The 12,116-nt window shown below is 55.8% G+C and carries 13 protein-coding genes and 1 riboswitch; of the genes, 4 read left to right on the forward strand and 9 right to left on the reverse strand.

Annotated elements, in window-relative coordinates; genetic code table 11:
- Window positions 1–58 precede the first annotated feature (58 nt).
- From recO to ACNAU7_RS03290, 3 genes are read right to left on the reverse strand one after another with little or no spacing between them, the layout of a single operon-like run.
- The gene (gene recO / locus ACNAU7_RS03280) at window positions 59–799 is read right to left on the reverse strand and encodes a DNA repair protein RecO (RefSeq protein ID WP_416300657.1); all 741 of its coding nucleotides are present in this window, start codon (window positions 797–799) and stop codon (window positions 59–61) included.
- A gap of 33 nt (window positions 800–832) precedes the next feature.
- Complete coding sequence (gene pheA, locus ACNAU7_RS03285) at window positions 833–1,960, reverse strand: prephenate dehydratase (RefSeq protein ID WP_416300659.1); 1,128 nt, start codon at window positions 1,958–1,960, stop codon at window positions 833–835.
- 38 nt (window positions 1,961–1,998) lie between these two features.
- On the reverse strand, window positions 1,999–3,231 hold the full coding sequence (locus ACNAU7_RS03290; RefSeq protein ID WP_416300661.1) for a multidrug effflux MFS transporter: 1,233 nt from the start codon (window positions 3,229–3,231) through the stop codon (window positions 1,999–2,001).
- Between the two features lie 360 nt (window positions 3,232–3,591).
- Here ACNAU7_RS03290 and ACNAU7_RS03295 point away from each other — a divergent pair, with 360 nt between their 5' ends.
- The gene (locus ACNAU7_RS03295) at window positions 3,592–4,110 is read left to right on the forward strand and encodes an opacity family porin (RefSeq protein WP_101141708.1); all 519 of its coding nucleotides are present in this window, start codon (window positions 3,592–3,594) and stop codon (window positions 4,108–4,110) included.
- 420 nt (window positions 4,111–4,530) lie between these two features.
- Here ACNAU7_RS03295 and ACNAU7_RS03300 read toward each other — a convergent pair whose 3' ends face one another.
- From ACNAU7_RS03300 to ACNAU7_RS03310, 3 genes are read right to left on the reverse strand one after another with little or no spacing between them, the layout of a single operon-like run.
- On the reverse strand, window positions 4,531–5,385 hold the full coding sequence (locus ACNAU7_RS03300) for a DMT family transporter (protein WP_416300664.1): 855 nt from the start codon (window positions 5,383–5,385) through the stop codon (window positions 4,531–4,533).
- Window positions 5,386–5,568 (reverse strand): hypothetical protein, encoded by a 183-nt coding sequence (locus ACNAU7_RS03305; RefSeq protein ID WP_118996995.1) that lies wholly within the window; start codon window positions 5,566–5,568, stop codon window positions 5,386–5,388.
- The gene (locus ACNAU7_RS03310) at window positions 5,558–6,370 is read right to left on the reverse strand and encodes a carbon-nitrogen hydrolase family protein (protein ID WP_416300667.1); all 813 of its coding nucleotides are present in this window, start codon (window positions 6,368–6,370) and stop codon (window positions 5,558–5,560) included. Before ACNAU7_RS03310 ends, ACNAU7_RS03305 begins: the two co-directional genes overlap by 11 nt.
- 83 nt (window positions 6,371–6,453) lie before the next feature.
- Between ACNAU7_RS03310 and ACNAU7_RS03315 the strand changes: the two genes are divergently transcribed.
- Window positions 6,454–7,326 (forward strand): prephenate dehydrogenase, encoded by an 873-nt coding sequence (locus ACNAU7_RS03315; protein ID WP_416300669.1) that lies wholly within the window; start codon window positions 6,454–6,456, stop codon window positions 7,324–7,326.
- 63 nt (window positions 7,327–7,389) lie between these two features.
- Here ACNAU7_RS03315 and ACNAU7_RS03320 read toward each other — a convergent pair whose 3' ends face one another.
- Both ACNAU7_RS03320 and ACNAU7_RS03325 read right to left on the reverse strand, forming a co-directional pair.
- Complete coding sequence (locus ACNAU7_RS03320; RefSeq protein ID WP_416300671.1) at window positions 7,390–8,544, reverse strand: NnrS family protein; 1,155 nt, start codon at window positions 8,542–8,544, stop codon at window positions 7,390–7,392.
- A 44-nt stretch (window positions 8,545–8,588) separates the two neighbouring features.
- Window positions 8,589–8,957: a hemerythrin domain-containing protein gene (locus tag ACNAU7_RS03325; RefSeq protein ID WP_416300673.1), complete on the reverse strand. Its 369-nt coding sequence runs from the start codon at window positions 8,955–8,957 to the stop codon at window positions 8,589–8,591.
- A gap of 173 nt (window positions 8,958–9,130) precedes the next feature.
- On the opposite strand from ACNAU7_RS03325, the gene ACNAU7_RS03330 reads away from it, so the two are divergent.
- Window positions 9,131–9,577, forward strand: a complete 447-nt coding sequence (locus ACNAU7_RS03330) for an Rrf2 family transcriptional regulator (protein WP_025457981.1) — start codon at window positions 9,131–9,133, stop codon at window positions 9,575–9,577.
- 91 nt (window positions 9,578–9,668) lie between these two features.
- On the opposite strand, the gene metK is transcribed toward ACNAU7_RS03330, so the two are convergent.
- Complete coding sequence (metK, locus tag ACNAU7_RS03335) at window positions 9,669–10,838, reverse strand: methionine adenosyltransferase (RefSeq protein WP_137426572.1); 1,170 nt, start codon at window positions 10,836–10,838, stop codon at window positions 9,669–9,671.
- Between the two features lie 182 nt (window positions 10,839–11,020).
- Window positions 11,021–11,130, reverse strand: a riboswitch (SAM-I-IV-variant riboswitch).
- Between the two features lie 54 nt (window positions 11,131–11,184).
- Here metK and ACNAU7_RS03340 point away from each other — a divergent pair.
- Window positions 11,185–12,081 carry a lysophospholipid acyltransferase family protein gene (locus tag ACNAU7_RS03340; protein ID WP_416300676.1) on the forward strand — a complete coding sequence of 299 codons (897 nt, stop codon included), beginning with the start codon at window positions 11,185–11,187 and terminating at the stop codon, window positions 12,079–12,081.
- Window positions 12,082–12,116: the final 35 nt, after the last annotated feature.

The raw sequence follows: 12,116 nt of genomic DNA on the forward strand, positions 1-12,116 counted from the left end.
TGTTTCCTTTCCTCTTCGGTTTTTTATTTTGCAGCATACCGGTACGCTGCGTCGGCACCTATGTTGCACGACGGTCAAACTGCCGTATCTGTTCCAACACCTGCCTCGACTTCACCCCTTCAGGAAGCAGGCTGCCTGTCAGCAGCCGTGTGATTTTCAGGGCATCCTGAAGGCTTTGCGCACTGCCGAAACTGCCCGTCTGCAAATCAATCAGACTCTGTCCGTCGGCAATAATGACGGTTTCAGACGGCAAAACACATTCCCTGCCTACGGGCATGACTGCTTCTTCCGGTCTGATACAGTATCTGGCGGATGACTGGATTTCCCTGCCCTCTCCGTCCGTATGCAAATCGGGGGCGACGCCTAAGGCCGTCAGCAGCTTCCACTCGAAGCGGCGCAAATCGGCAACATGGTCTGCCTCGCAGCAGACTGCCTTCATCACTTCAGCCAATGCATCGTATAACTCAGGCATGGGATCTTCGCGCGCGGTCAGTTTCAAAACCAGCTCGTTCACATACAATCCGCCAAACAACGCCCTGCCCTGAGGCTGCCGCCAACCGCCGACCCATTCGGCGCGGTGAAGGGTTTTGAGTTCCTGACTGCCGTACCACGACACGCTGACGGGGACGAACGGCACCAATACGCCGCGCAGCTCGCTCTGCCGTTTGCGCGCGCTCCGCGCCAGCAAAGCCACACGCCCGTAACGGCGGCTGAACGCTTCAACCCGCAGGCTGCTTTCGCGCCAAGGCGAAGATGCCAGCATAAAAACGGGTTCGTGATTGACTCGGTGTTCGGACATAATGCCTGAAATGCCGTCTGAACGCTGCCGCCGCTACAAAACGGCGGCCGGATACGAACCGATGATTTTGACGAACGATGCGCGCCCGCCCAACTGTTTTAATGCCGTCCGAACCTTGTCATCCGTCCGGTGTCCCTCGATATCGATAAAGAACAGGTATTCCCACAAAACGGATTTGCTCGGGCGGCTTTCAAATTTGGTCATAGAAATGCCCGATTCGGTCAAAGGCTGCAGCAGCGAGGCAACCGCGCCTGCCCGGTTGGGCGCGGAAACGGCCAGCGAGGTTTTGTCGCTGCCGCCGGCACCGGTTTCATGATGACCCATAACCAGGAAGCGCGTGGTGTTGTTCGGCTCGTCTTCGATACACCCGGCAACCATATCAAGTCCGTAGATTTCCGCCGCAGTACGCCCGGCGATGGCGGCAACCGTACCGTCTTCCGATTCGGCAACCAGCCGCGCGGCTTCGGCATTGCTCGATACGGCGACACGCTCGGCGTTGGGCAGGTATCTGCCCAGCCAGTCGTTGCACTGCGCCAACGCCTGCGCGTGCGCAAATACTTTGGTGATGCCTTCGGTACTGCTGCTGTTTTTACGCAACAGGTTGTGGTGGATGCGTAAGACAACTTCGCCGCAGGCCTGCAACGCGGTAACGGCAAGCAGATCCAACGTGCGGCCGACCGAGCCTTCGGTCGAGTTTTCCACGGGGGCGACCAGATAATCCGCCTGACGCGTTTCAACCTGTTTGAAGCAGTCGTCTATGGTCGGACACGCCATCGTGCGTGCGGCGTGTCCGAAATGCTTGATTGCCGCCTGCTGGGTAAACGTGCCCTGCGGCCCCAGATAGGCGATGGTCAGCGGGCGTTCGACGGCGAGGCACTCGCTCATCACCTCCCTGAACAGGCGGGCGACGGATTCGTCGGGCAGCGGGCCTTTGTTCAAATCCTGAATGCGGCGCAACACGGCAACCTCGCGCTCCGGGCGGTACACCGCGCCCGTGCCTTTCAGTTCGCCGATGGCGTGCGCGTGTTGCGCGCGTTCGTTGAGCAGGCGCAGGATTTCCGCATCGATGCTGTCGATGGCGTTGCGGTGAGGAAGGAGGAGTTCGTCGATAGTTTGGGACATAATTTCGCCTGAACGGTAGTTTGCCGTGCATTCTAACATCAAATGCCGTCTGAAGCGGTTTCAGACGGCATTTTCCGTTAAAGGTATTCGCTTTGTCCGTTTTCCTTCCACGCCTTGTGCGAGCAGAGCCACAGAAGTGCGATGCCGCAAGAGGTGGACGCGGTCATGGTTGCCGCCATCACAGTTGCCGAACCGTCGTGCAAGAAGGTCGCCGCCATACCCACCCCCGCGCCGATTAAGGATTGGAACACGCCCAACACGGCATTTGCACTGCCGCCCTCCTCCTTAAAATAAGACATAAAGCACGCCTGCGTGTTCGCACCGACCAGACCCTGCGTGCCGACGGAAAACATCACGCACGCAACCAGCAGCCAAAACGGCGGCAGCCCGAAAAACAGCACGGCGGCGAATTGGGACAGGTTGGCGGCAAACTGGACGACAATCCCCCACAGCAGGATGCTTTGCGGATGCGCGCCGGTTTTGAGCCGCCACGCGGTAATGCGGTTGAACGACATCATCGTGATGATGTTGAGTGCGAACGCCCAAGCGTATTGGTGCGGCGTAACGCGGTAAAGCTGCCGGTACACGAAGGACGATTCGGTCAAAAAAGCAAACATCGAGCCGAAGCTGAATGCTTGGAAAAACAGATAACCCATAGCGGCGCGGGTTTTCAATACGCGCTTAAACCGCCCCGCCGCCAGTCCGAACACGTCCCGTCTGATTTTGCCGCCGGCGGCGGGCTTGGGCAGGAAATACTGCACCAAACCGAACAACACCAGCGAATAAGCCGCCAAAAAAACGAAAATCGCCTGCCAGCCGCCCAAACTCTGCAATACCGCGCCGGTCATAGGTGCGACCAGCGGCACAACCATCAGAATGATGCCGATAAGGGCAAACATCTGCGCGGCTTTGCGTCCGGAATAATAATCGCGCACCATTGCGCCGACGATGACGACGGTCATACCCGCGCCGAATGCCTGCACGACGCGCAGGTTGAGGAGCTGTTCGGCACTTGAGGCAAATACGATGGCGGCAACGGCAAGGCAGTAGACGGCCAATCCGGTCAGCGCGACGGGTTTGCGCCCTTTGATGTCGGACACCGAACCGCCGACCACCTGTCCGAACGCCGTGCCGAACATAAACACACTCAGGCTCTGTTCGATACGGTGGACATCCGCACCCAGCGATTGCGCCATTTCGGGAATCGCCGGCAGGTAGGCATCGATGGAAAACGGCATCAGCGCGACCAGCATCGCCATCAGGACCGCCATCAGTTTTTCATTCATCTCAGGATAATGGGCAGAAGGCATAAATTCTCGTCCGATTCGCAAACAAACCGCCCGGCGGCGGAAAACACAATACGCGGAAACGGAAAATTTTAGCACACCGGCACAAACAGGCGGCAACAAAAGCCACGGACAACACCGGAAAAGTCGGAACGATAAAAGGCCGAAGGCGGGCAAAAATTTGAAAAATATTGTATAATGGAACGGGATTCCCTAACGGATTCCCTAACGGATTCCCTAACGGATTCCCTAACGGATTCCCTAACGGATTCCCTAACGGATTCCCTAACGGATTCCCTAACGGATTCCCTAACGGATTCCCTAACGGATTCCCTAACGGATTCCGATATTCAAAAACTTTTGAACATTTTTAGGAATCAAAAAATGAAAAAACTCCTTACTGCATTAACCGTGCTTGCCCTCCCCGCTGCCGCATTTGCCGCCGACAGCCAACCGGGTGTTTATGTACAAGGTGACGTGGGCGTTGCCTCTGTCTCCATTCACGCCGATGGTGAAACACTTAGAGGCAGCGATTTTATCCCTCGCGTTTCTGTCGGTTATGATACCGGCGATATGCGTATTGCCGCAGATTACTACCGCATCCGCGACAAAAATGATGATGTCACCGCCACACTCCAAGGCGCAGGCGTTGCCGTCATCAAAGACTTCAATACCAATTCCATCGTCAAACCTTATGTCGGCGCGCGTTTGGGTCTGAACCGTTTGAAAGCCGAAGACTATAAAAAAACCAAAGTAAGCGTCGGCGCATTGGGCGGTGTCGGCTTTGAAGTCGCACCCAACGTAACTTTGGATTTGGGCTACCGCTTCAATTATTTGGGCAAGTTTGAAAATGCTAAAGTTTGGGATCACGAATATACCGCCGGTGTCCGTGTGAAATTCTAATCCCCGAAACCGGCATCCGCCGGCAAGCCGACCGCCGCCATTGCGGCGGTTTTCCGTTTCTGCAAAAATCAAAAACAAATGCCTGAAATCCCGTCATTCCCGCAAAAAATGGGAATCCGTTTTTTAAGCTTCGTTTTTTTGAATTTCAGGCAACTTCTAAATCGTCATTCCCGCGAAAACAGAAACCTAAAATCCCATCATTCCCAAAAAACAGAAACCCAAAACCTTATATATTGCACCCCATCAAAGGGGCGCATTACTTTTCTCGTCATTCCCGCGCAGGCGGGAATCCGGGCATCCGACGCTGCGGCAATTTGTCGGAAATAACCGAAACTCAAAAAACCGGATTCCCGCCTGCGCGGGAATGACGGCGCAAAGATTTCCGCCTATCCGGCAACCATCAAACACCGCCTCCCAACTTTATTTTTGATGCGACAGCCGGGCGGCGGCAAGCGTGGCGGCGATGACGACAAACACGCCCAAGGCGGATACGGGCGACAAATATTCGCCCAAAATCAAAACCGCCAACAGCACGCCGACGACGGGTTCGAGCGAAATCAACAGCCCGGAAACATTGGCAGGAACACGGCTCATCCCCTTGTTCCACAGCCAATAGGCGTACCAGCCGCACCCCAAACCCAAATACAGCAGCGACAATACCATCCCGACGCTCCAGTCCACGGTATAACTTTGCGCCAAAGCAAGCGAAAACGGCAGGCACATCAACGATGCGGCGGCAATGGAAACAGATGTGAATGCCGGTACGCCGATGCGTGCAATCAGCCTTTGCGTCGGACGCATAGCGGCACAAAAGCCCGCGCCCGCCAACAACACCAGCAGGCAGCCGAACCAGCCGACTTCGCCGCCCTCTTCCGCACCGCCCGCCATCAGCAGCGCGACACCGGCAAATGCCGCCGCGCCGCATATCCAGTGGTAGGCACGCGCTTTGTCGTTGAAGAAAAAGTGTCCGACAAACACCATCAGCAGTGGCTCGAGTCCGACAATGACCGATGCGCTGGCGGCGGAAGTGTATTTCAACCCGACAAACTGAAACAGCAGGGTCAGCACATAGTTGACGAACGACACAATCAGCAACGGCTTCCATTCCTCACGCGGAATCTTGCCGATATGCCGGCGGCAGGCGGGCAGTGCAGGCAGCGCGGCAATTAGCAGGCGCACGCCGACCATCAATGCGGGATCGATGCCGCCATAGACATATTTGGCGGCAATAAACGAGCTGCTCCAGATAATCAGGGCAAGGATTTGGTAAAACATTTAAAGTATCCAGATTAAAAATTGTTTGTGCGGCTGTCTCGGCACGCGGGACGGCACATCAGGCAACAGGCGGAAAGCGGCGGCTTCCGCAGCCGTTCGGATTCTACCGCCGCAGACGGCGGGCGGTTCGGGCGGTAAGGAACAGGGCGGCGGAACAAACCGCCTGCCGCGTTCAGACGGCATCCAAAACCCGGTGTTTCAGGGCTGGCAGCCGGTTGCGGACGCTGTTCAGGCGGTTGGCATCGATGTCTGCCGTAACGATGCCTTCGCCTTCGGGCAATACGTCCAATACGTCGCCCCACGGATCGACAATCATACTGTGTCCGAATGTGCGCCTGCCGTTTTCGTGCAATCCGCCCTGCGCCGCCGCGACAACATAACATTGGTTCTCCACCGCACGCGCGCGCAGCAGCAACTCCCAATGCGCCTTGCCCGTCGTATGGGTAAATGCCGCCGGAAGCATCAATACGTCAAACGGCAGCTGGCGGCGGAAAAATTCGGGAAAGCGGACATCGTAACAAATACCTGCCGCCACCGGCACGCCTTCTGCCGACAAGTGCGGCACTTCCCGCCCTGCGCTGATGGTATCGGCTTCGGCATAGCGTTCGCCCAAACCGGAAAAACCGAAGAGGTGCATTTTGTGATACAGACCCGTTCTTACGCCGTCCCGTCCGTACACCAACAGCGTATTCATCACCTTGTCCGCCTCGCTGCTTTGCAGCGGCACGGTTCCGCCAAACAGTACCACGCCGCACGCTTTCGCCGTTTCGCTCAATGCCGTCTGAAAGCGTCCGCCGCCCAAAGGCTCGGCAAGCGCAAGTTTGTCGGTATCGTTTGCGCTCATCAGCACCCAATATTCGGGCAGCAGCACCCAATCCGCACCCTGCTCCGCCGCCCGTGCGACCAGGCGTTTCATGGCGGCGACGTTGGTTTCCGGCGACACGCCCGACACCATCTGCACGGCGGCAACTCTGATTTTGTCCACTTTTCCTCCTTTACCCACCCATCTTGCGGGATATTCCGCCGATAAGCTACCATGACGGTACTTTGCGAAAGTCTTTTACACAAATGCACATTTTGAACCATATCGTCCTCGTCGGCGTCGGGCTGATCGGCGGTTCGTTCGTCCTAGACCTCAAGAAACAAGGACTCGTCCGTACCGTTACCGGCATCGACACCGACCGCGACAACCTGCAACGTGCGCTAGAACGCGGCGTGATTGACCGGGCTTCCGCCGTCATCGATAAAAACAGCATCGCCGATGCGGATTTGATTGTTATCGCCACGCCCGTTGCCTCCGTCTCCGGCATCTTAACCGCGCTTGCACCCGTTTTACCCGCCCATGCTTGGATTTCCGATGTCGGCAGCACCAAAATCTCCGTTATCGAGGCTTTCCGACGCTGCCTGCCCGACAGCATTCACCGCTGTATTGCCGCCCACCCGATTGCCGGTTCCGACAGAAGCGGGGCAAATTCGGCGCAGTACGACCTGTTCCAAAATAGAAAACTCATCATCACACCACACGGCGGCGAAGATTCAGACGGCATCTCATTGATAGAAAACCTATGGCGCGCCGTCGGGGCCGAAATTTATACGATGGACGCGCAAAAACACGATGCGGTTTTTGCCGCCGTCTCCCATATGCCCCACCTTGCCGCCTTCGCCTATGTCCACCAGCTTTTCGACCACCCCGACGGAAAGGCGTATCTGAAATTTGCCGCCACGGGCTTTCAGGACTTTACCCGCACCGCCTCCAGCCACCCTGCCGTGTGGGCGGACATCTGCCTTGCCAACAGGGACAACCTGTTGGAGCTGATTCGGGGCTTGGGCAGGCAGTTGGACACTTTGGAAACCATCCTGCTTAACCGGGACCGCCCCTCCCTGTACCGCTATTTTGAAGAAGCCAAAGCCACGCGCGACAGCTGGTCTGATGAGAATTGATGTTCAGACGGCATCGCGCCCAAACCGAAACCGCCGCAGACCGGGAATCTGCGGCGGTTTTACTCAACCGGGCCTGCCGTCGGAACGCGGACGTATCAGCCAAGGAATATACTTCCACGCATACAGCAAAAGCGCAAGGGCAAACAAAACCGAAGATGTGCGTATGCTGTGCGTATAGGCGGTACCGGAAGAAAATACGGCAACCATGCGGACGGCAGTTGCCGCCATCATCAGCCAAAATGCGACCGGAACGGATTTAGGCGGCGGATAAATGGGATTGCCCGTATGACCGAGCGCGGTACGCGCCATCATGCCCAAAGTCAACACGCCGATACCGCCCACGCCGATTAGGTGCACGCCCAAATTGAGGAAGGCAGGTTTGAAATAAGACGCGCCGACCGCAATCAGCCCCAATCCGGTAAACAGATAACCGGCAAACAGAATCCACAGCATCGGCTCTTTCAACACGGGCTTATACCACCAACGGTACACCTGCACGGTAAAGATCACGCCTGCCGCAAAGGCAAAAACGGCAGACAGCCAAGCCAACACACCGTGCGCCATCAGCATGGCAGTCAGCATGGGCAACCACAGCGAAGCCTGCGCAACCCATTTCGGACTGGGAATCTGCGGCACGTTCAAACGTTTGGACGTAAAAAACGAAATAATCCTCATCCCAATCAGGCCGATAAAGCCCGACACCATAATCAGCCCCGACTGCAAACCGCCCAACAGCCCCTCAAAATTACCGTTGTGAAGCTGGACGTGAAACGCCGCATGCGTGCCGCCCAGCACAAATATTGCGAATACGGCGACATAGTTGCGTTGGTTCTGTGAACGGATGACGGGCAAAGCCATGCACACCGCGCCATACCAGAAAAACAGCGTACCGAGTATGCCGCTTGCCGCCGCACCCCAACCCGGGATAAAGACGGCAATCCGCGCAGCCAACCAAAAGGCGGTCAACCCGACTAGAACGCCGCCCCGCGTGGGCGGCTGCCCCGTCCAAGTGGCGACGGCGGTCAGCAGGAAGGCGATGACGACCAGTCCGGCATAACCCCAAATCATCTCATGCGCGTGCCAATAGAAACCGGACAGCTCGTGCGTTCCCGTGTAGCCGAAACCCCACAGCAATACGGACAATGCGCCGTACAGAGCCGCCAGCGAATAAAATGGGCGGAACGCCATTGCCCAGACGGGGTGCTTGGTAAATTTCATGTGTGTTCCTTGTTTATCATTAATATATTTGCCGCAAAACGGAATCATGCCGGCAAAAACGGTTCGGCGGCGGGAAACAGCTCGCGTTCTTCAAAGCGCGCGTGGTCGCGCAGGGTTGTGGCAAAAGCGGTATTCCACGCCGCGTTACCGTATTCGGGGCTTGCCATCATCTGCCGCAGTCGGGCGTGGTCTTTCTCGAAACGTTGTTTCAATTCGGGGGCGACATTCTGCCAAATTGGGGCAAACTTGGCTTCTTCTTCGCGAAAATGGGTTTCCAATTCGGAAAAATGCGGTTCGAGTTCGGCACGATGCTCTGCCCCGGGCGTCCGCAACAGACGCACGCACAGGGAAAGCGAGTGGTGGTGTTCGCGCGAAAGCCCGACAAGGGCGGAATGTCGTTTCAACGGTTTCATAAATTTAGGTTACAATAACAAATTATCAAACAGTAGCGCGGATGTTTCAGACGGCATACCGCCGCAGACAGGCTGCATTCTACCGCCCCGACGGACAGGGTTTCAACCATTAAGGTATTTTCCGTGAAACTTAAACCGTACCGATAAGAATAACGATCCATACCGAGAAAATCATGTATTTGACACAACATACGGACTACGGGCTGCGCGTCCTTATCTACACTGCCATCAACGACGATGCGCTGGTCAACATCAGTACCATCGCCGTAACCTACGGCATTTCCAAAAGCCATCTGATGAAGGTCGTTACCGCGCTGGTCAAAGGCGGCTTCCTCCACAGTGTGCGCGGAAAAGGCGGCGGCCTGCGGCTTGCCGCACCGCCCGACCGCATCAACATCGGCTCGGTTGTCCGCCACCTCGAACCGATGCAGCTGGTCGAGTGCATGGGCGAGAACAACGAATGCCTGATTACACCATCCTGCCGTTTGACAGGCATACTCGGCGGCGCGATGAAGTCGTTTTTCACGTATCTGGACGGTTTCACGCTCCAAGACCTGCTCAACAAGCCGACCTATGACCTGCTCTACGAACCGAGAATTCCGATTGTAACGCAACATTAAGGCTGCAAAAGGCTGCAAAAATGCCGTCTGAAACACAAACCGCCTCCGGAGGCGGTTCGGTTTCAGACGGCATTTCTTTATTCAGACCAAATTACAGCCCCGCGGCTGCTTTCAATGCAGCAGCTTTGTCGGTGCGTTCCCAAGTGAACTCAGGTTCTTCGCGTCCGAAATGTCCGTAAGCGGCGGATTTTCCGTAAATCGGGCGCAAGAGGTCGAGCATTTGGACGATGCCTTTGGGGCGCAGGTCGAAATGTTCGCGAACTAAGGCAATCAGTTTTTCTTCGCTGATTTTGCCTGTGCCGAAGGTATCGATGGAAATCGAAGTCGGTTCGGCAACGCCGATGGCGTAGGAAACCTGAATCTGACATTGGGTCGCCAAACCTGCTGCAACGATGTTTTTCGCAACATAACGGCAGGCGTAGGCGGCAGAACGGTCTACTTTGGACGGGTCTTTGCCGGAGAACGCGCCGCCGCCGTGCGGAGCCGCGCCGCCGTAGGTATCGACGATGATTTTACGTCCGGTCAGACCGCAGTCGCCTTGCGGACCGCCGATGACGAAGCGGCCGGTCGGGTTGATCAGGTATTTGGTTTCGGCAGTCAGCAGTTCAGACGGCAAAACAGGCTTGATAATCTGTTCGATGACGGCGTTTTTCAGCTCTTCGTAACCGATAGACGGATCGTGCTGGGTAGAGAGGACGACAGTATCGATGCGTTTTACCTTACCGGTTTCGCTGTCGTAAACCACGGTCAGTTGGGCTTTGGCATCAGGGCGCAGCCAAGGCAGGCGGCCGTCTTTGCGCAATTCGCTTTGACGCTGCATCAGGCGGTGGCTGTAATAGATGGCAAACGGCATCAGGGTCGGGGTTTCGTCGCAGGCATAGCCGAACATCAAACCTTGGTCGCCCGCGCCTTGGTTCAGGTCGATGCCTTCGCCTTCGTTCACACCTTGGGCGATGTCCGGAGATTGTTGGTCGTAGTACACACCGACCGCGCAGCCGTTGGCATCAAAGCCCAGCTCGGAGGAATTGTAGCCGATGCGTTTGATGGTTTCGCGTGCGACTTTGATGTAGTCCACTTGGGCGGTGGTGGTGATTTCGCCCGCCAATACGCACAAGCCTGTGTTGACCAAGGTTTCTGCGGCGACACGCGCTTTGGGGTCTTGCGCCAAAATGGCATCTAAAATCGCATCGGACACTTGGTCGGCTACTTTGTCCGGATGGCCTTCGGATACCGATTCGGAAGTAAACAGATATTCGCTCATTGAAATTTTCCTTGAAAAACAAACCATCTTCTTCAGACGGCATGTTGTATGAACATAATGTCGAAAGCGGGAAATATAGCAAAATTTCCCTATTCGTGTCATCCGGTTGAGAAATATTCCCATTTGAACGGCACTTTGGAATCTCTGCCCGTACGTTTCGCACAGGCAAAAAAATTCCCGCATCAAGCGGGTTTGGATTGCCTTTGCGGCCACATCGGCTTTTCAACCGTCCACCTTACTTTTCCTTTTGAAAAGCAGGTTGGCATGGAATTTCCAACTCTTGATGCAAGCGGGCGATGTTAGCAGAAAAGCCCTGCCGCCGCAATACTTCCCTTTTTCAGACGGCATGTTTCGTTTACAATTCGGGCTGTTTCCCCCTTTGCGAACCGCCATGCACATCCTGTTGACCGCCCTGCTCAAATCCCTTTCCCTGCTGCCCCTGCCCTCACTGCACAAACTGGGCGTTTTCCTCGGGCATCTGGCGTTTTACCTTTTAAAGGAAGACCGCGCGCGCATTATTGCCAATATGCGTCAGGCAGGCATGAATCCCGACCCAAAAACAGTCAAAGCCGTTTTTGCGGAAACGGCAAAAGGCGGTTTGGAACTTGCCCTCGCATTTTTCAAAAAACCGGAAGACATAGAAACAATGTTCAAGTCGGTACACGGCTGGGAACACGTGCAGCAGGCTTTGGACAAGGGCGAAGGGCTGCTGTTCATCACGCCGCACATCGGCAGCTACGATTTGGGCGGACGCTACATCAGCCAACGGCTGCCATTCCCCTTAACCGCCATGTATAAACCGCCGAAAATTAAAGCAATAGACAAAGTGATGCAAGCAGGCAGGGTTCGCGGCAAAGGAAAAACCGCGCCTACCAGCATACAAGGGGTCAAACAAATCATCAAAGCCCTACGTTCGGGCGAAGCAACCATCGTCCTGCCCGACCACGTCCCCTCCCCTCAAGAAGGCGGGGAAGGCGTATGGGTGGATTTCTTCGGCAAACCTGCCTATACCATGACGCTGGCGGCAAAATTGGCACACGTCAAAGGCGTGAACACGCTGTTTTTCTGCTGCGAACGCCTGCCCGACGGACAGGGCTTCGATTTGCACATCCGCCCCGTCCAAGGGGAATTGAACGGCGACAAAGCCCACGATGCCGCCGTGTTCAACCGCAATGCCGAATATTGGATACGCCGTTTTCCGACGCAGTATCTGTTTATGTACAACCGCTATAAAGCACCGTAACGAAAATAAAAATGCCGTCTGCACCATTTCAGACG

It is taken from the genome of Neisseria sp. LACPHL-SPEC-2024-00856, assembly GCF_047915665.1.
Classification (GTDB): Bacteria; Pseudomonadota; Gammaproteobacteria; order Burkholderiales; family Neisseriaceae; genus Neisseria; species Neisseria polysaccharea.